Origin of the sequence: Nocardia aurantia, assembly GCF_009604425.1 — a bacterium.
Lineage (GTDB): Bacteria > Actinomycetota > Actinomycetes > Mycobacteriales > Mycobacteriaceae > Nocardia > Nocardia aurantia.
Genome location: NZ_WEGI01000001.1, coordinates 481248 through 502857 on the forward strand (window position 1 = coordinate 481248; position 21610 = coordinate 502857).

The following is a 21610-nucleotide window of genomic DNA, read 5'->3' on the forward strand; positions in this document are numbered from 1 at the left end:
AGCGCGGCGGTAACGAGAGTTGCCGCCGCGTGCGATGGATGCAGGTGGCGCTGCGAGGCGCAGGTACCGACGACAGGCAGGGTGAGATAGAGGTGGTTCGCGCGGTCGCACGGCGTTTCGTGGTTCGGGAAGTGGTGCCGGAATGACCCGCTCGACCCGCGTCCGGCCGACGCGCACCCGCAGAGCGCGGGTGACCACCCTGCCGCAGCTCATGGCGACGGCGGTCGAGGCCGATCCGACCGGTCTCGCGGTCGTCCACGCCGACGCCGCCGCGACCCTCGCGGAACTCACCTACGCCGAACTCGACGAACGATCGACCCGGCTGGCGCGTTTGCTGATAGATCGCGGGATCGGTCCCGAAGATCTGGTCGCGCTCGGCATTCCCCGCTCGCTGGATTCCGTGGTCGCGGTCTGGGCGGTAGCGAAGACCGGCGCCGGTTTCGTGCCGGTGGACCCGAACTATCCGGCGGACCGGGTCGCGCACATGGTCACCGATTCCGGTGCGGTGCTCGGCCTCACCGTCGAGGACGTGCGGGCCGACCTGCCCGCCGAGGTGCCGTGGCTGAGCATCGACGCCGCCGACGTGGCCGCGCTGCTGGGCCGCTACCCGGCCGATCCGGTCACCTACGCCGACCGGCTGCGGCCGCTGCGCGCGGAACATCCGGCCTACGTGATCTACACCTCGGGATCCACCGGCCGGCCGAAGGGCGTCGTGGTGACGCAGGCCGGACTGTCGAGCTTCTGCGACGAGCAGCGCGAACGGTACCGGGTCGACGTCGATTCGCGGACCCTGCATTTCGCGTCGCCGTCGTTCGACGCGTCGGTGCTGGAACTGCTGCTGGCCGTCGGCGCGGGCGCCACCATGGTGGTCGCGTCGCCGACGGTGTACGGCGGAGAGGAGCTGGCCGCGCTGCTGGTGCGCGAGGGCGTCACGCACGCGTTCGTGACCCCGGCGGCGCTGGCCTCGGTGGATCCGGCCGGGCTGGACGAACTGCGCGTGGTGGTGGCCGGTGGCGAGGCGTGCCCGCCGGAACTGGTGCGGCGCTGGGTGATCCCGATCGACCCCAACGGGACCGGGATCGGGCCGGACGGTCCCACCCGGGAATTCTTCAACGGGTACGGGCCCACCGAGGCCACGATCATGACCAACATCAGCGATCCGCTGGTGCCGGGCGAGACCGTGACCATCGGCCGGCCGATCCGCAACATCACCGAATACGTTCTGGACGAACGGCTCTCGCCGGTGCCGACCGGCGCGGTGGGGGAGCTGTACATCACCGGCGCGCAGCTCGCGCGCGGCTATCACCGCCGCCCGGGGCTGACCGCGGCCCGGTTCGTGGCCAATCCGACCGGCGGTGGCGAACGGCTCTACCGCACCGGCGATCTGGTCCGGGAGACCGCCGACGGCAGCCTGGAGTATCTGGGCCGCAACGACTTCCAGGTGAAGATCCGTGGTTTCCGGATCGAGCTGGGCGAGATCGACGCGGTGCTGGCGGCACACGACACCGTGGATTTCGCCGTCACGGTGGGCCACACCCTCGACAACGACGCCACCATCCTGGTCTCCTACGTGCACGCCGCGCCCGGCGCGGTGATCGACACCGCCGAGCTGAGCGCGTTCGCCGAGCGCAGCCTGCCCGCGCACATGGTGCCGACGGTGCTGACGGAGCTGGCCGAGATCCCGCTCACCCCGGTCGGCAAGCTGGACCGGGCCGCGCTGCCCGCGCCGGTGTTGCAGACCCGCGAGTTCCGCGCCCCGGCCGGGCGGCTGGAAACCGTTGTGGCCGAGGTGTTCACCGAACTGCTCGGTGCCGCAACGGCATTGGGCGCCGACGACGACTTCTTCGAACTGGGCGGCAATTCGCTGATCGCCACCCGGGCCGCCGCCCGGCTGGCCGCGCGGATCGGGGCCCGGGTTCCGGCGCGCTTGCTGTTCGAGGCCCCCACCGTGGCGGCGCTGGCACAGCGGCTGGCACCGCTCGAGGGCGAGGGCGCGCGGCTGCCGCTGGTCGCCGGGCCGCGGCCGGATCGGATCCCGCTGTCGCCGGCGCAGCAGCGGATGTGGTTCCTCAACCAGTTCGAGCTGGGCCGCGATTCGCCCGGCGCGGGCGACAACATCCCGTTCGCGCTGCGGCTGTCCGGCCGCCTGGACGTGTCGGCGTTGCAGAACGCGTTCGTCGACGTCATCGAGCGGCACGAGACGCTGCGCACGGTCTACCCGTCCGTCGACGGCATCGGCCACCAGGTGATTCTGCCGCTGGAGCAGGCGATTCCGGATCTGGAGCCGGCGCCGCTCGCGGAGACCGGGATCGCCGACTGGCTGTCGCTGTACGCGCTCACCGGATTCGACGTGTCCGCCGAGATCCCGCTGCGGGTCGGCATCGCGCAGCTGGGCCCGGCGGAACATCTGGTCGTCGTGGTGGTGCATCACATCGCCGCGGACGGCGCCTCGATCGCGCCGTTCCTGCGGGATCTGCTGGTGGCCTTCCTGGCCCGCCGCAATCACGCGATCCCGTCCTGGACGCCGCTGCCGGTGCAGTACGCGGACTACACGCTGTGGCAGCGCGCGGTGCTCGGCGAGGAATCCCAGCCGGATTCGCTCGCCGCCCGTCAGGTCGAGTACTGGCGGACGGCGCTCACGGGCCTGCCGGACCGGCTGGACCTGCCCTCGGACCGGCCCCGGCCCGGCGTATTGTCCGGGCGCGGAGCCGAATACGGCTTCACCGTCGACGGCCAGCTGCACGGGCAGCTGGAGGAACTGGCCCAGCGCAGCGGGACCACGCTGTTCATGGTCGTGCACGCGGCGTTCGCGGTGCTGCTGGGCCGGATGTCGAACACCACCGACATCGCGATCGGCACACCGGTGGCCGGCCGCGGCGAGGAGGGGCTGGACAACCTCGTCGGCATGTTCGTCAACACCCTGGTGCTGCGCACCGAGGTGGATCCGCGACGGGCCTTCGGCGATCTGCTCGCGGCGGTGAAACAGACCGACCTGGGCGCGTTCTCGCACGCCGACCTGCCGTTCGAGCGGCTGGTCGAGGTGCTCGATCCGGTGCGCTCGCAGGCGCATCACCCGCTGTTCCAGGTGGCGCTGTTCTTCCAGAACCTGGACCGGCCGCGGCTGGCGCTGCCCGGCCTGACCGTGACGCCGATCGACTTCGACGGCGCCGCGGCCAAATTCGACCTGCAGCTGACCGTGGTGCCCGGCGAGTCCGGGTTGTCGGCCGCGTTCACCTACGCCACCGATCTGTTCGACGAGCCGACCGTCGCGGCCCTGGCCGACCGGCTGGTGCGCGTCCTGGAGGCCGTTGTCGCCGACACCGAGCGGCCGATCGGCGACATCGATCTGCTGCAACCGGCCGAGCGGGTGCGAATCCTCTACGACTGGAACGACACCCGGTATCCGGTGGAACCCGAACTGCTGCTGGACGGGTACCGGCGCACGGTCGCGGCGTTCCCGGACGCGATCGCGGTGGTGTACGAGGGCGAGGAGCTGTCCTACGCCGAATTCGACGCCCGGGTCAATCAGCTGGCCCGCCTGCTGATCTCGCGCGGCGTCGGCCCGGAGACGCTGGTGGGCCTCGCGATTCGCCGTTCGGTGGACCTGGTGGTCGGCCTGTACGCGATCGTCGCGGCCGGTGGCGCCTACGTGCCGCTGGATCCGGACCATCCGCGCGAGCGCATCGCGCACATCCTCGACACCGCCCGCCCGGTGTGCGTGGTGACCACCGTGACCGACAGCGCCGCCATCCCCGACGGCACCGCGCTGCTGCGGGTGGACACCATGGATCTGGGCCGCTTCGATCCGAGCCCGATCCGGCCCGAGGAGCTACTTCGCCCGCTGCGGCGGGACAACCCGGCGTACGTGATCTTCACCTCCGGCTCCACCGGCCGCCCGAAGGGGGTCGCGGTCACCCACGCGGCCATCCACAATCAGGTCACCTGGATGCTCGCGGCCTACCCGCTGGGCACCGGCGACGTGTACCTGCAGAAGACGGCCACCACGTTCGACGTGTCGCTGTGGGGCTGGTTCCTGCCGCTGGCCGCCGGCGCGAAACTGGTGGTGGCCACCCACGACGGCCATCGCGATCCGCTGTACGTGTCGGAAACCATTGCGGCGCAAGAGGTCACGGTCACCGACTTCGTGCCCTCGATGCTCACCGTGTTCGCCGCGCACGCCGAGCCCGGTGCGGTCGGCTCGCTGCAGGACGTGTTCGTCATCGGCGAGGCGCTGCCGCCCGAGACCGTCACGGCGGTGGCCGAACTGACCGACGCCCGGGTGCACAACCTCTACGGCCCCACCGAGGCAGCGGTGTCGGTGACCTACTGGCCCGCCAGCGGCGAGGACCGGCCGACCGTGCCGATCGGCCTGCCGCAGTGGAACACTCAGGTCTACGTGCTCGACGCCCGGCTGCGGCCGGTGCCCGCCGGGGTGCCCGGCGAACTGTATCTCGCCGGTGACCAACTGGCCCGCGGCTATCTGCGGCGGCCCGACCTCACCTCGGATCGGTTCGTGGCCAACCCCTTCGGCGACGGCAACCGGATGTACCGCACCGGCGACCTGGTTATCTGGCGGGACGCCGTCGGCGATCTGCCGCCGCGGCTGGACTACATCGGGCGCACCGACTTCCAGGTGAAGTTCCGCGGGCAGCGCATCGAACTCGGCGAGATCGAGACCGCGCTGCTGGCCCAGCCGGGAGTGAGCCAGGCCGTCGCGGTGGTGGCCGCCGGACCGCTCGGCGATCAACTGGTCGGGTATGTGGTGCCGCTGCCGGGGCAGCAGGCCGATCCGGACCGGCTGCGCGAGGGTGTCGCGAAAACCCTTCCCGGCTATATGGTTCCGGCCGCAATCGTGGTGCTGCCGGAGTTCCCGTTGAACACCAGCGGCAAGCTGGATCGGAAGGCGCTGCCGCAGCCGCAGTTCGCCGGCCGCGAATTCCGCGCTCCCGCAACGGCATCGGAGCAGCTGGTGGCGGAGGTCTTCGCCACCGTGCTCGGCCTCGGGACCGCGGACGACCCGCGGATAGGTCTCGACGACGACTTCTTCGCCCTCGGCGGCAACTCGCTGATCGCCACCCAGGTGGTGGCGCGGCTCGGGACGGCCCTGGACGCCCGCGTCCCGGTGCGCGCGCTGTTCGAGACGCCGACGGTGGCCGGACTGGCCGCCGCGGTCACCGCGCTGCCCAAGGATCGGGCGATGCTGCTGCGGCGCGGCCCGGAACTGGGCTCCCTCGAACGGCCGCAACGGTTGCCGCTGTCGCTGGCACAGCAGCGGATGTGGTTCCTCAACCGGTTCGAGCAGGCCGACGGCCGGGCCACGGTCGGGCTGGCCGCCTACAACCTGCCGTTCGCGCTGCGCCTCACCGGCAGCCTCGACTTCGAGGCGCTGGCGGCGGCGCTGGACGACGTGATCGAGCGGCACGAGGTGCTGCGCACCGTCTACCCGGACACCCCCGACGGCCCGGAGCAGCACATCCTGCCCGCGTCCGCCGCCCGCGTCGCGCTCAAACCCGAACGGGTGCCCGGCGCCGAGGTGCCCGCCGCGGTGATGTTGCTGGCCGCCACCCCGTTCGATGTCACCACCGACACCCCGGTGCGGGTCCGGCTGCTCGAGATCGCCGATCTCGCGCCCGGTTCGCGCCGCGAATTCGTGCTGGCGGTCGTGGTGCACCACATCGCCGGGGACGCGTCCTCGATGGGGCCGCTGGTGCGCGACGTGATGATCGCCTACACCGCGCGGACCTCCGGGACGGCCCCGCAATGGCAGCCGCTGGCGGTGCAGTACGCCGATTACGCGCTGTGGCAGCGGGCCGTGCTCGGCGACGAGCGCGACCCGAATTCGCTTGCCGCGCAGCAGATCGAGCATTGGCGCACCGAACTCGACGGCCTGCCGGATCTGCTGGAGCTGCCCACCGACCGGCCGCGGCCCGCGGTGGCCTCGCTGGCCGGGGCCCGGGTCGGCGTCTCGGTGTTCCCGCCCACCCACACCGCGCTGGCCGAACTGGCCCGCGCCCAGGGCGCCACCCTGTTCATGGTGGTGCACACCGCTTTCGCCGTGCTGCTCGCGCGGCTGTCCGGCAGCGACGACATCGCGATCGGCACCCCGGTGGCGGGACGCGGTGAACGCGAACTCGACGATCTGATCGGCATGTTCGTGAACACCGTGGTGTTCCGGACCCGGGTCGATCGCGGCGAGTCCTTCACCGAACTGCTCCGGCGGCAACGGGAATCGGATCTGCAGGCGTTCGCCTACGCCGACGTGCCGTTCGAGCGCCTGGTCGAGGTGCTCAATCCGCCGCGGTCGACCGCGCACCATCCGCTGTTCCAGGTCGGCTTGTCGTTCCAGAACATGGCGCGCGCCGCGCTGGAACTGCCGGGCCTGAGCGTCGAGGGCGTCGACGCGCTGCTGGACGTGTCGCAGTTCGATCTGCACCTGATCGTCGCCGATCAGTACGGCGAGGACGGCGAGCCCGCCGGTATCGGGGGCTTCCTCACCTACGCCACCGATCTGTTCGACGAGACCACCGCCGCGGGTATCGCGGCGCGGCTGATCCTGCTGCTCGGCGCGGTGGCCGCGAATCCGGACACGCCGGTGGGCGATCTCGACATCCTCACCCCCGAGGAGCGGGATCAGCTGCTGCGCGCCCGCAACGAGACCACCCGCGAACTGCCCACTCCCGCCCGCCGCCGCGGCGACAACACGCCGCGGCCCGGCACCGGCCGGGACCTGGCCTGGCTGCTCGACCGCGCCACCGCCGTCGCGCCGCAAGCCGTTGCGCTGGTGGCGGATTTGGCCGACGGGTTCGAGGAGCTCAGCTACGCCGAACTGGACACCCGGGTCAGCCGGCTGGCCCGGCACCTGATCGGGCTCGGGGTCGGCCCCGAGTCGCGGGTCGCGCTGGCGATGCGGCGCTCGGTGGATCTCGTGGTCGCCATGTACGCGGTGGTGCGAGCCGGCGGCGCCTATGTGCCGATCGACCCGGACCAGCCCGCCGAACGCATCGGCTACATCCTCGACACCGCGGATCCGGTGTGCCTGCTGACCAATTCGGATACCGCCTTCGGCGGCGAGAACGAGCCCGGTCTGCGACTGTCGCCGAAGCGCTCCGGCGAACCGGCCCCGGCCGGCCGGCCGCGGCGGCCGCGCTCCCGGGTGGTGGTCGTGGACGAGCTCGACCTGTCCCGGCAGTCGTCGCTGCCGATCACCGACGCGGATCGCAACGGCCCGCTGCGGCCGGAGAACACGGCGTACGTGATCTTCACCTCCGGTTCCACCGGCCGGCCCAAGGGCGTGGCCGTCCCGCACAGCGCGGTGATCAACCAGTTGCTGTGGAAGAAGGCCGAATTCGGGCTCGACGCGGACGACGCGGTGCTGCTGAAGACCGCCGCCACCTTCGATCTCTCGGTGTGGGAGTTCTGGTCGGCGATCGTGTGCGGCGGCCGGTTGGTCATCGCGACGCCCGACGGACATCGCGATCCCGGATATCTCCACGACCTGATCACCCGCGCCGGGGTGACCACGCTGCACGTGGTCCCCTCGATGCTGGACGCGCTGTTCGCCGACGCCGCCGGCCGGTCGGTGCCGGAGCCCGCGGCGGTACCCGCGGTGCCGGTGTTCCCGGACCTCGGCATCCCGCACGATCCGGCCGACGCGCCGACCATCACCGTGCCGCTGGAGATGATCTTCGGTTCGGTCCGGGTCGGCGACGAACCGGACGCCGGAACCCGGGGCCGGCCCGGATCCCGGGGCGCGCCGGGCGGCGACACGGACCGCTCGACCTGGTCGCTGGAGCGCACTTCCGCCGCGGGCGCGCGTCGTTCGGCCGCCGAGACCGCGGCGGCCGGAGCCCGGTCCGCGGCGCGGACCGGAACCGGATTCGCTGGTCTGCGGCGGGTGCTGGCGATCGGCGAGGCCCTGCCCGGGGCGCTGGCCCAGCGGTGGCTGGCCGCCTATCCGGGCAGCCCGCTGTTCAACCTGTACGGCCCGACCGAGGCGGCGGTGTCGATCACCAGCCACCGGGTCACCGAGGCCGACCGGCCGGCGGTGCCCATCGGTGTGCCGGAATGGAATTCGCGGGTGTACGTGCTGGACACCCGGCTGCGGCCGGTGCCGGCGGGGGTCTCCGGCGAGCTGTACCTGGCCGGCGCGCAGCTGGCCCGCGGCTACTTCGGCCGCGCGGATCTGAGCGCGGACCGGTTCGTCGCCGACCCGTTCGGCCCGGCGGGCGCGCGGATGTACCGCACCGGCGATCTGGTGGCCTGGAACGCCGGTGGTGAGCTGGAATACCGGGGCCGCACCGACTTCCAGGTGAAGATCCGCGGTTTCCGGATCGAACTGGGCGAGATCGAGGCCGCGCTGCTGGCGCTGCCCGAGGTGGCGCAGGCCGTGGTGCTGGCCCGGACCGATCGGCGCAGCGGTGACCGCCTGGTCGCCTATCTGGTGCCGGCGCAGCCGGAACTCGATGTGGCGCAGGTGAAGTCGGAGCTGTCCGGCGCGGTGCCGTCCTATATGGTGCCGGCCTCGTTCGTCGTGCTGGACGCGTTGCCGCTCAACGCGAACGGCAAGCTCGACCGGAAGGCGTTGCCGGAACCGGAATTCGAGACCGTGGCCTTCCGTGCCCCCGCGACCCCGATCGAGGAGATCGTGGCGGGCGCGTTCGCCGAGGTCCTCGACGGCGGCCGAACCGGTGGCCGGCGGATCGGGCTCGACGACGACTTCTTCGCCCTCGGCGGCAATTCGCTGCTGGCGACCCAGGTGGTCGCCCGGATCGGCGCGGCCCTCGGCTCCCGGGTGCCGGTGCGCACCCTGTTCGAGGCCGCGACCGTCGGCGCGCTGGCGGCCGCGGTGGAACGCGGCGCCGGTTTGCACCCGCGGGTGCCGCTGGCCGCCGGGCCGCGCCCGGATCGCGTCCCGCTGTCGTTCGCGCAGCAGCGGATGTGGTTCCTCAACCAGTTCGATCCGGCCGCGGCGGTCTACAACATCCCCGCCGCGATCCGGCTGTCCGGAGCGTTGAACGTCCCGGCGTTGCAGCAGGCGGTGGCGGATCTGGTTGCCCGCCACGAGATCCTGCGCACCCGATACCCCGAGATCGAGGCGGGCACGCCGGTGCAGCAGGTGCTGGCGCCGGTGGACGTGCCGCTCGATCTGAGCCCCGAACGCCTGGGCGAGGAGCGGGTGGCGCACGAGGTCACCCGGCTGGTCGCCACCGGATTCGACGTCACCACCGACATCCCGTTCCGGATCCGGCTGTTCCAGCTCACCGCGACGGAATTCGTGCTGGTGTTCGTCGCCCACCACATCGCCGCCGACGGCTGGTCGATGGGCCCGCTCACCCGGGATCTGATGGCCGCCTACCTGGCCCGCTCCGCCGGCGCCCCGCCGACCTGGGCGCCGCTGGCGATCCAGTACGCCGACTACGCGCTGTGGCAGCGCACCGTACTCGGCGACGAGAACGATCCCGAATCCCTGGTCAGCGCCCAATTGGCGTACTGGACCAAGGAATTGGCGGAACTGCCGGACGAGCTGAACCTGCCCGCGGACCGGCCGCGCCCGCCCGCCCAGTCCAACCGCGGCGGCCGTACCGATCTGGTGGTGCCCGCGCCGGTGCACGCCGCGCTCACCGAACTGGCCCGCCGGCACAACGCGACCCTGTTCATGGTGGTGCACACCGCGCTCGCGGTACTGCTGGCCCGGCTGTCCGGCACCGAGGACATCGCGATCGGCACCCCGATCGCCGGCCGCGGTGAGCGCGAACTCGACGACTTGATCGGCATGTTCGTCAACACGCTGGTGCTGCGCAGCCGGGTGACGCCGGGCGGCAGTTTCGCGGAGCTGCTGGCCGCCAACCGGGAAACGGATCTGCGCGCCTTCGCGCACGCCGACATCCCGTTCGAGCGGCTGGTCGAGGCGGTGGATCCGGAGCGGTCCGCCGCGCGGCATCCGCTGTTCCAGGTGGCGCTGTCGTTCGAGAATCTCGCCGCGACCGGATTCGAGCTGCCCGGACTGAGTTTCACCGCGCTGGACCCGGCCGCCGACACCGCGAAATTCGATCTGCTGCTGACGATCCGGGAACAGCGCACCGCCGAGGGCGCCGAGGCCGGGCTCGCGGCCGAATTCACCTTCGCCCGTGACCTTTTCGACGAGGCCACGGTGGTGTCGATCGGCAACCGCTTCCAGCGGGTGCTGGCCGCGGTGGCCGCCGACGCGACCGTCGCGGTCGGCGATCTGGACATTCTCGACGCCGCCGAGCACGCGGATCTGGTCTACCGGGCCGGCGCCCCCGCCGTGCCGCCGCGCAGCCTGCCGGAGCTGATGGCCGCCGCGGTCGCCACCAACCCCAACGGGGCCGCGGTGGTGGCCGGCAACCGCAGCTTCACCTACAGCCAGCTCGACACCGCGTCCTCGAAGCTGGCCCGCCAGCTCGTCGCCTACGGCGCCGGGCCGGATGTGCTCGTGGCCGTGGCGATTCCGCGATCGGTCGAGGCGATGGTGGCGCTGTGGGCGGTGGCCAAGACCGGTGCGGCGTTCGTGCCGGTCGACCCCACCTATCCGCCCGACCGGATCGCCCATATGGTGTCGGATTCCCGTGCGCCACTGGGCGTTACGGTGCGATCGGTGCTGTCCGCGCTGCCCGCCCTGGACGGCGGCTGGATCGCGCTGGACGACCGTGCCTTCGCCGCCGCCGTCGACGAGTGGTCCGGCGAACCGCTGACCCCCGCCGAGCGGCACGGCGAACCGCGACCGGCCAACGCGGCGTACGTGATCTACACCTCCGGGTCCACCGGCCTGCCGAAGGGTGTCGTGGTCACCCACGCCGGTCTCGCGAACTTCGCGGCCGAGCAGGTGGAACGCTACGGCTTGAGCCGCACGTCGCGGGCGCTGGCGTTCGCGTCGCCGTCCTTCGACGCCTCGATCCTGGAACTGCTGCTGGCGCTGGGCGCCGGCGGCGCGCTGGTGCTGGTGCCGCCGCGCACGTTCGGCGGCGAGGAGCTGGCCGAGCTGATCCGGCACAACCGGGTCACCCACGCCTTCCTCACCCCGTCGGTGCTGGCGTCGCTGGACTCGGCGGCGCTGGGCGGGATGCAGGCGATCGTCGCCGGCGGCGAGGCCGTCCCGGCGGATCTGGTCGCCAAATGGGGCGGCCGCGGCGCCGGCCGCGCGTTCCACAACGGCTACGGCCCGACCGAGACCACCATCATGACCAACATCAGCGATCCGCTGACGCCCGGTGCGCCGGTCACCCTGGGCGGGCCGATCCGCGGTATGCGGTCGCTGGTGCTGGACGCGCGGCTGCGGCCGGTGCCGGACGGGGTGGCCGGTGAGCTGTACCTGGGCGGAATCCAGCTGGCCCGCGGCTATCACGACCGGCCGGGCCTGACCGCCGCGCGGTTCGTCGCCGACCCGTACGGCCCGCCGGGTTCCCGGTTGTACCGCACCGGCGATGTCGTGCGCTGGCGCCGGGGCGCCGCGCGGCCGGAGGTGGAATACCTGGGCCGCAACGACTTCCAGGTCAAGGTGCGCGGCTTCCGGATCGAGCTCGGTGAGATCGACGCCGCGCTCGCCGCCCAGCCGGGGGTCGGCTTCGCCGTCACCCTCGGCCGCGAAACCGCTACCGGCGCAACGATTCTGGTGTCCTATGTGCGGCCCGCGCCGGGTGCGGTGCTGGACACCGCGGCGCTCACCGCGGAACTGGGCCGCGGCCTGCCGGACTACATGGTGCCCACCGCGATCATGGTGCTGGACGAGATCCCGCTGACCCCGGTGGGCAAGCTCGACCGCCGCGCGCTGCCGGAGCCGGTGCTGGAGACCCGCGCCTACCGCGCCCCGGACACCCCGGCCGAGCGGGTCGTCGCCGAGGTGCTCGGCGAGGTCCTGGGCGTCGACCGGGTCGGCCTGGACGACGATTTCTTCGCCCTCGGCGGCGACAGCATCATGTCGATCCAGGTGGTCTCGCGGGCCCGGGCCCGCGGCGTGCACTTCCTGCCACGCGACGTGTTCACCGCCCGTACGGTGGCGGCGCTCGCGCGGGTCGCCGAGGCCGCCGCGGAATCCGCGGTGCCGCAGACGGGTCCGCTGCCGCTGCTGCCGCGCGCGGTGCGCCTGCTGGCCGTGGATCCGGCCGCCCGGGAGACCCGGGCCATCACCCTGGACGCCCCCGCCGACTGTGCGGCGGAACGGATCTGCGCGGTCGCGCAGGCCCTGCTGGACCGGCATCCGATGCTGTCGGCGCGCCTGGATCGTCAGGGCGACGAGGCGCGGCTGGTACTGCCGGAATCGGCCGGCGAGGTGGTACTGCGCGGCTTCGACCCGGCTCCCGACGGTGGTGAGGCCGCCGTCCGCGCACTCACCGCCGACCTGGACGTGTCGAGCGGCCGTAACGTCGCGTTCGGCCTGATCGCTCCCGCCTTCGACGGAACCGGTTCCGGCACACAGGTTCTGGTGGTGGTGGCGAACTGCCTGGTGGTCGACGACACCGCCTGGCGGATCATCGTGGACGAACTGTGCCTGGCCTGGTCGGGCGGTCACGCCGCACCGGCCGCGGCCGAGACCGGGCCCGCCGGGCCGACCCGCGCGCTGGTCGCGCGCGCGACCGCGCCCGCGACCGTCGCCGAAGTGTCCTGGTGGCAGCGATCTCTCGCCGGGCATCCGGCGGAACTGCCACTGCCGGGCGTGGATCCGTCGCGGCGCGGCCGGGTGTCGCTGGTGATCACCGCGGAAGGCGCGCAGGCCGTCGAGAAGGTCGCCGCCGCTTACCACACCACCGCCGAGGACGTGCTGCTCACGGCGCTGGCCCTGGTGCTGCGCCCCGACCCGAGCGGTGCCGCGGCCGAATCCATCGGCACCGTGGTGCAACTGCTCGCCGACGGCCGGACCGCCGCCGGGGGCACACCCGGCGACACCGTGGGCGGATTCACCGCCGCCTACCCGCTGGTGCCGAACCTCGCCGGGATCGACGTGGACGAGGCGCTGGCCGGCGGCCCCGCCGCCGGGCAGGCCCTCGCCCGGGTCAAGGAGCTGCGCCGGGCGGTGCCCGCGGGCGGCGTGAACTACGGCCTGCTGCGCTACCTCAACCCCGCGACCGCACCCGAACTCGCCGCACTCGCCCAGGGCCGCATCGCGTTCCGTTACCGGGATCTGCTGCCCGCACGGGTGCACCCGGAGCCGGCGGCACCGGATGTGTTGCTGGACATCACCGTCGACGCCACCGACGACGGGCTGCTGGCCCGCTTCGACCACGCCGACGACGTGCTCGACGTGGAGGCGGTCAAGGAACTGGCCGGGCACTGGGTGCGCGCGCTCGGCGGCCTCGCCGAACACGGAATGCGGCCGGACGCGGGCGGTTTCACACCGTCGGACTTCCCGCTGCTGGCGCTGACCCAGCCGGATCTGGACCGCCTGCGGGCGGACTACCCGGCCCTGGCCGACGCCTGGCCGGTGACCCCGCTGCAATCGGGCATGCTGTTCCACGCGCTGCTGGCCGACGCCTCGGTCGACGTCTACACCGTGCAGTTCACCGTCGATCTCGCCGGCAATCTGGACGTGCGGCGGCTGCAGGAGGCCGCGCAGGGTGTGCTGGACCGGCACGACAACCTCCGGGTCGCGTTCGCCTCCGACGCCGAGGGCAATCCGGTCCAGGTGGTCCTCGACCGCGTCGAGGCGTCCTGGCGGCTGATCGACCTGAGCCGCCTGGAACCGGTGGCGGTCGAGGCCGAACTGGCCCGCATCCAGGAGACCGACTACGCGACCCGGTTCGATATGCGCTCCGCGCCGCTGCTGCGGTTCGCGCTGATCCGCCGGGCGCCCGGCTCGTTCCGGCTGCTGGTCACCAGCCACCACATCCTGCTCGACGGCTGGTCGATGCCGTTGCTGATGCTGGATCTGCTGACCCTGTACGCCGTCGGCCCGCGCTCGCGGCGGCTGCCCAAGGTACCTTCCTACGGCGAGTACCTCGCCTGGCTCGTCGCTCAGGACATGGACGCCGCGCGCGCGGCCTGGCGGTCGGCGCTGTCCGGGCTCACCGAGCCGACGCCGCTCGCGCCGGTCGATCCGAGCCGCGAGATCTCGGCGGGCGTGGGGGAGACCGGTTTCGAGTTGTCGGCGGCCGACACCACCGAGCTGTCCCGCCTGGCATCCCGGCTCGGCGTCACCGTGAACACGGTGGTGCAGGCGGCCTGGGGCCTGCTGCTGGGCCGCAGCACCGACCGGGACGACGTGGTGTTCGGCGCCACCGTCTCCGGCCGGCCGCCGCAGCTGCCCGGCGTGGAGACCATGGTCGGCCTGTTCCTCAACGCCATTCCGGTGCGGGTGCGGCTGACCCACACCGACACCCTGGCGGGGCTGCTGCGCCGCCTGCAGGCCGAGCAGGCGGCCCTGCTCGACTACCACTACCTGGGCCTGCGCGACATCCAGGACGCCGCCGGGGTGGACGGGCTGTTCGACACGCTGGTCGTGTTCGAATCCTTCCCCGTCGATCGCGACGGGCTGGACAAGGCCGGCTCGATCGACGGCATGACCGTCACCGGCGTCGGCTCGGTCAACGGCACGCACTACCCGGTGACGGTGATGGTCGTGCTGGACACCCAGCTGCGGATCTCGCTGAAGTACCTGCGCGACGTGTTCGACGAGGCCACCGCGACGGCGCTCGCGCATCGCCTGGCCGCGCTGATCGGCCGGTTCGTGCGCACGCCGCAGGCCCGGGTGGCCCAGGTGGACGCGCTGCTGCCCGCCGAACGCGCGGATCTGGCGGCGCGCAACACCACCGTGGTGCCCGACCTGCTCGACGACGCCGGTCTGCTCGACCTGTTCGACGCCCAGGTGGCCCGCACGCCACAGGCGGCCGCGGTGCGGTTCGGCGCGACCACGCTCACCTACGCCGAATTGGATTCGCGCGCAAGGGCTCTGGCGCTGCTGCTGGCCGAGCGCGGGGTCGGCCCGGAAACGCGGGTGGCCGTGGCCATGCGGCGCTCGATCGAACTGGTGGTGGCGATCTACGCGGTGCTGCGCACCGGCGGCGCCTACGTGCCGATCGATCCGGACCATCCGGCCGACCGCAACGAGTTCGTGCTGGCGAACGCGGCGCCCGCGTGCGTGCTGACGCACAGCGCGCACGGCTTCGGCACCGCCGCCGCGATACCGGTTTTCGCGGTCGACACGCTGTGGCTCGACGAAACCGCTGTGCGCCACCGGTTCCCGGCCGTGCATCCGGACAACGTCGCCTATGTGATGCACACCTCCGGCTCCACCGGCCGGCCCAAGGGCGTCACGATCACCCACCGGCAGATGACCAACCAGTTCCGGTGGGCGCAGCGCACCTATCCGCACGGCCCGGGCGACGTGGTGCTGCACAAGACCCCGATCACGTTCGACATCTCCACCTGGGAGTTGTTCTGGCCCTTGCAGACCGGCGCGGCCGTGGTGATCGCCGAACCGGACGGTCACCGCGATCCGGCCTACCTGTCCCGGGTGATCGCCGAGAACGCCGTCACCACGGTGCATTTCGTGCCGTCGATGCTCGACGCCTTCCTCGATCCGGCGGCGAATCCGGCGCTGCGCGACACGCGTTCGCCGCTGCGCTGGATCTTCGCGGCCGGTGAGGCGCTGGCCGGGGACACCGCGGCGGCGGTCGCGCGCCGGCTGCCCGGCGCCGAACTGGTGAACTGGTACGGCCCGGCCGAGGCCACCGTCGTCACCGCGTACCCGGTGACAGGTCCGGTGGGCGCCTCGGTCCCGATCGGCGCGCCGGTGGCCAACACCCGGGTGCACGTGCTGGATCGGCAACTGCGCGCGGTGCCGCCGGGCGCCCCCGGTGAGTTGTACATCGCCGGTGTGCAATTGGCCCGCGGATACCTCGGCGCTCCCGCGCTCACCGCGGAACGGTTCGTGGCCGATCCGTCCGGCGCGGCCGGTGAACGGCTCTACCGCACCGGCGACGTGGTGCGCTGGCACGGTGGCGCGCTGGAGTACCTGGGCCGCAGCGACTTCCAGATCAAACTGCGCGGACAGCGGGTCGAGCTCGGCGAGATCGAGGCCGTGCTCGCCGCGCACGCGGCGGTCCGGCACGCGGTGGTCGCCCTGGTCCGCGAGGGCGGCGACCGGCTGGTCGCGTACGTGGTCCCGGCCGCCGGCGCGGTGCTGACCGCCGCGTCGGTCCTGGAATACGCCCGAAGGTCGTTGCCCGGCTACATGGTTCCGTCGGCGGTGGTGCTGCTGGGGCAGTTGCCGCTGAACGCCAGCGGCAAACTCGATCGGAAGGCGCTGCCGGCGCCGCCGCCGGTGACCCGGCCGTACCGGGCGCCGTCGACGCCGCTGGAGCAGGCCGTGGCCGGCGTGTTCGCCGAGGTGCTCGGCGCGGACCGGGTCGGCCTGGACGACGATTTCTTCGCGCTCGGCGGCAATTCGCTGATCGCGACCCGCGCGGTCGGCCTGCTGCGGTCGGTCACCGGCGCCGACGTCCGGGTGCAGTGGTTCTTCACCGGATCGACGGTGGCCGAGCTGACCCAGCGGGTGCTGGCCGCGCTGGCCGGTGAGCACGACTTCGACCTCGGTTCGGACGCGGCGCTCGAGGTGCTGCTGCCGATCCGGGCCACCGGCACCGGCGATCCGCTGTTCTGCATCCACCCGATGTACGGATTGTCGTGGAGTTACGCCGGTCTGGCGCGGTACGTGACGGACCGGCCGATCCTGGGCCTGCAATCGCCGGCGCTGTCCGAGGACGGCTATCTGCCGGTGTCGCTGCGGGACATGGCCGCCCGCTACGTCGCCGAGATCCGGCTCGTGCAGATGCGCGGCCCGTACCGGCTGCTGGGCTGGTCGCTGGGCGGTGTGCTGGCCCACGCGGTCGCGGCCGAATTGCAGGCCGACGGCGAGGAAGTCGCCCTGCTGGCGATGCTCGACAGCCATCCGGACATCGACGTCACCGATTTCCGGGCGGCGATCCGCGAGGCCCTCGCCGAGATCGGGATCGGCGCCGAGACACTCGTCGGCGACGACATCCACGAATTGAGTGACGAGGCCGTGGCCGCATTGCACGCGACCATCCCGGCGGACATGGCGGTGCTGACGCCGGACCGGGTGCGCCGCATCTATCGCAGTGCGGTCCGGTCCGCGGAACTGATCGCCGATCATCGGCCGTCCGTATTCCGCGGGCGCCTGGACTATTTCAGCGCGTCAGGGCATACGACCGCCGCGGCCGGGTGGCGGGACTACGTCGCCGGTGCCATCATCGATCACCCGATCGGCGTCGGTCACGATCAGATGACGTCGCCGACCGCACTGGCGGAGATCGGTCCCCGGCTGACCGACCTGCTCGCCTCTCCCGGCGCGGAACACGCCGGGGGTGACAACGATTCGGACACGGCCCGTCGGGCATGATGGGACGATCGCCGAGCGGTGCGAGCATGTGCCGGGACCCGGAAACGCAGAGCTGACAGTGAAGGTGTGAAACATTGATTCGTCGACACGTCCGGCGCAGCGGTCTACGGGCCGCCGCCATTTTCGCGGCCACAGGGATCCTCGCGGGAGTCATGACGGGCATCGGCGCGACCAACGCCTCCGCGACCGATCCGATCATCGCGTCCAAGAGCCTGCTCTCCGACCCAAGGTCCGCGGACGGGTCGTACATCAGCAAGGCGACCTACAAGGACGACCGCAGCATCCGGCTCTACGTCTACTCCGCGGCGATGGACCAGACCTTCCCGGTCGATGTGCAGCGGCCCGCGGACGCCTCGGTACCGCGCCCGACGCTGTATCTGCTCAACGGAGCCGGCGGCGGTGAGGACGACGCCTCCTGGCAGAAGCGCACCGATATCGTCAACGGCTTCCTCACCGACAAGGACGTCAACGTCGTCCAGCCGATCGGTGGCAAGTGGAGCTACTACACCGACTGGATCGCCGACGATCCGGTGCTGGGCCGCAACAAGTGGAAGACTTTCTTCACCGAAGAGCTTCCGCCGCTGATCGATTCGTCGCTCGGCACCAACGGCATCAACGCGATCGCCGGCCTGTCCACCTCCGGTACCGCGGTGCTGAACCTGCCGATCGCCAAGCCGGGGCTGTACAAGGCCGCTGCGGCGTACTCCGGGTGCGCGCAGACCGCCGATCCCGTCGGCCAGACCTATGTGAAGCTCGCCGTCCAGACCTGGGGTGGCGGTGACACGCTGAACATGTACGGCCCGGACAACTCGCCCGAGTGGGCGGCCAACGATCCGTTCATCCACGCGGACGAGTTGCGCGATCTGGACCTGTACCTGTCGACCGGCAACGGGCTGCCCGGCGTGTACGACACGCTCGACGGCCAGTACGCGCTGGCCGGTTCCTACGGTCTGGCCAACCAGATCCTGGTCGGCGGCATCATCGAGAGCGCCGTCAACCAGTGCACCCACAACATGAAGAACCGGCTGGATTCGCTGGGCATCCCGGCGACCTACAACTTCCGCAACAGCGGCACCCACTCCTGGGGTTACTGGAAGGACGACTTCAAGGACTCCTGGCCGGTGCTCGCCCACGGTATGGGCCTGGAGCAGGACTGATCCCGGCGATTCGGAAGCCCCGGCACCTCGGTGACCGGGGCTTCCGGCTTTTTCCGGGGGTTTGCTCGTACAAAATTTCGGCGAACCGTAAAATATTTTCATGAACACCGTAGTTGCCGCGTCGCGATCGAGGTTGCGTCGTGCCCGCACCGCGTCGACCCTGCTCGGGCCCGCGTTCGTGGCCGCCGTCGCCTATGTCGATCCCGGCAATGTGGCGTCGAATGTCAGCGGCGGCGCGCGGTACGGGTATCTGCTGGTGTGGGTGGTGGTGCTGGCCAATGTGATGGCCGCGCTGGTGCAGTATCTGTCGGCGAAACTCGGGCTGGTCACCGGGCGCTCGCTACCCGAGATGGTCCGGGAGCGGGCCGATCGGCCGGTGCGGCTGGCCTATTGGGCCCAGGCCGAGCTGGCGGCGATGGCCACCGATCTGGCCGAGGTGGTCGGTGGCGCCATCGCGTTGCAGCTGTTGTTCGGGCTGCCACCGCTGCTCGGCGGCCTGATCACCGTGGTGGTGTCGATGTTGTTGCTGGTGGTGCAGAACCGCGGCGGCCAGCAGCCGTTCGAGCGGGTGATCATCGGCCTGCTGGCGGTCATCTCGGTGGGATTCGTGGCGAGCGTGGTGCTCTCGCCGCCGTCGTTGTCGCACACCGTGAACGGACTGCTGCCGCGCTTCGACGGCACCCGGAGCGTGCTGCTGGCCGCGGCGATCATCGGCGCCACCGTCATGCCGCACGTCATCTATCTGCACTCCGGACTGGCCCGCGACCGGCACGGACATCCGGCGCCGGGGCCGCGGCGCCGGGTGCTGCTGCGGGCCACCCGCTGGGACGTCGCCGTGGCGATGCTGATCGCCGGGATCGTCAATCTCGCGATGCTGCTGATGGCCGCGCACACCTTCGGCGGCCGCGGCGACGTCGACACCATCCAGGCCGCTCATGCCGCGGTGCGCGACGCGCTCGGACCCGGTGCGGCCCTGCTGCTGGCGGTCGGGCTGCTGGCCTCGGGCCTCGCCTCCACCTCGGTGGGCGCCTCGGCGGGGGCGATGATCATGGCGGGTCTGCTGCGCCGCCGGGTGCCGCTGCTGGTGCGCCGGATCGTCACGCTGCTGCCCGCGCTGGTGGTGCTGGTCGCGGGCGTCGACACCACGCAGGCGCTGATCGTCTCGCAGGTGGTGCTGTCGTTCGCGATTCCGCTCGCGCTGATCCCGCTGGTCCGGTTCACCGGCGACCGCGGCCTGATGGGCGACGACGTCAACCACCGGCTCACCACCGCGGCCGCCTGGGTGATCACGACGGTGATCAGCGGGCTGAACCTGCTGCTGATCTATCTGACCGTCACCGGCCGGGACTGATCCGGCTCACCCGTGCCGCATCCGGAAGATGGCCTTGGCCATCCGCAGATGCCGCGGATGCCGGTCGAAGGTGGACAGGTTCACCGGGGCGCGGTAGCGGCGCTGCGCGATCGCGAGGGTGCGGCTGAACTCCCGCAGACCGGCCTCGCCGTGGGTGTGGCCGCGGCCGTACTCGCCGATGCCACCGAACGGCATGGCCGGGATGCCGGCGTAGGCCATGGACGAATTGAGTGTCACCACACCGGTTCTGAGACGCTCGGCCAGTTCCGCGCCGAACTTGGTGTCGCGGGTGAAGATCGAGACCGTGAGGCCGTGGTCGACGGCGTTGATGCGCGCCACCGCCTCGTCCATCGTCGGCACCGCGTTGATCACCAGCACCGGGCCCACCGATTCGGCGGTGATCGCCAGCCCGTCCTCGGGGACGTCGGTGAGCACGATCGGCTCCACGTACGGCTCGCGGATCGACTCCAGGCCGCCGACGACCGTGCGGCCGCCGCGCGCGATGGCGTCCTTGACCTGCCGCCGCACCTCCTCGGCCTGGGTCTCGCGGACCATCGGCCCGTAGGACGCCTTGCGATCGCCGCCGGGCCGCAGCCCCCGCGCCAGCTCCGCCACCTTGTCCAGCATCGGCTGGTACACCGACTCCGCGACGTACACCCGCTGGATTCCGGACGGGCTCTGGCCGGCGTTCGACATCGCGCCGAAGATCGCGGATTCGGCGGCGGCGTCGAGTTCCGCGTCCACGTCGACCACCATGGCGCCCTTGCCGCCGCGCTCCACCACGACCGGGGTCATGGTGCGGGAGCAGAGGGCGATCACGTCGCGGGCCCCGGCTTCGGAACCGGCGTAGGCGATCTTGTCCACGCCCGCTTGGCAGAGCGCGGCGCCGGTCGAGTCGTCACCCGTGATCGCTTGCAGCACCGGCTGATTCGGCGCCAGCCGACGCCAGCTCTCGGCCAGCCAGATGCCGACGCCGGGGGTGAGCTCACTGGGTTTGAACACCACCGCGTTGCCGGCGGCCATCGCGGTGGCGATCGAACCCATCGGTGTGAACACCGGATTCGTCCACGGCCCGAGCACACCCACCACGCCCAGCGGCAGATAGCCCACGGAGGCACGCTGATTGCGCGACAGCCAGCTGGAACCGAGCCGGCGCCGGCCCAGCGAGCGCTCGGCGTGCCGGGCCACCCAGTCCAGATTCTCCACTGCCAGCATCACTTCGATGGCGGCGTCGGCCTCCGGCTTGCCGGTCTCCGCGCAGACGAGCTCCACCAGCTCGCCGATCCGGCGCGCGACGGCACCCTTCCATTCCAGCAACCAGCGTTTGCGGTCGGCGAAACGCAGTGCCCCCCACCAGTTCTCGGCCGCGCGCGCGGCGCGGACGGCGGCCGCGACGGCGTCGGCCCCGGCGATGGGGTAGCTGCCGACGGATTCGCCGGTGCGCGGATCGTAGGACGTGAGTGCCGGGACTCGGCCCGGACCGGCTTGCGCCGCCGTGTGCGGCTGCGCAGACTCGACCATGAGGTCACCTCTCTGGCGATGATTGCGCCAGATTATGGGCGGTGCTGGTCAAGCGACAAGGAACCCTTATCCACGCAGACCGATCGGTTCGGCCCGGGACCAGCGCCGATTTACTGGATGACCGTCCGGTCCGTAAATTTGTGACGAAAGCCACATTTCGTGAACGAAGGCGGGCGCGACCGAGCGCCGGACCCCACGCCGATGCGGTTC

Annotated in this window: 4 protein-coding genes; 3 read left to right on the forward strand and 1 reads right to left on the reverse strand. The window is 71.7% G+C overall.

What is annotated here, in order from left to right:
• Window positions 1-190 precede the first annotated feature (190 nt).
• The 3 genes from NRB56_RS02185 to NRB56_RS02195 all read left to right on the forward strand — a co-directional run bounded on the left by NRB56_RS02185 (window position 191) and on the right by NRB56_RS02195 (window position 19879).
• Window positions 191-17371 (forward strand): amino acid adenylation domain-containing protein, encoded by a 17181-nt coding sequence (locus NRB56_RS02185; RefSeq protein ID WP_406603427.1) that lies wholly within the window; start codon window positions 191-193, stop codon window positions 17369-17371.
• 152 nt (window positions 17372-17523) lie between these two features.
• A complete protein-coding gene (locus NRB56_RS02190) occupies window positions 17524-18528 on the forward strand; it encodes an alpha/beta hydrolase (protein ID WP_153338750.1) in 1005 nt (334 codons plus the stop codon).
• 100 nt (window positions 18529-18628) lie between these two features.
• Complete coding sequence (locus NRB56_RS02195) at window positions 18629-19879, forward strand: Nramp family divalent metal transporter (RefSeq protein WP_153338751.1); 1251 nt, start codon at window positions 18629-18631, stop codon at window positions 19877-19879.
• A 6-nt stretch (window positions 19880-19885) separates the two neighbouring features.
• On the opposite strand, the gene NRB56_RS02200 is transcribed toward NRB56_RS02195, so the two are convergent.
• Window positions 19886-21400 carry an aldehyde dehydrogenase family protein gene (locus tag NRB56_RS02200; protein ID WP_153338752.1) on the reverse strand — a complete coding sequence of 505 codons (1515 nt, stop codon included), beginning with the start codon at window positions 21398-21400 and terminating at the stop codon, window positions 19886-19888.
• Between the last annotated feature and the right edge of the window lie 210 nt (window positions 21401-21610).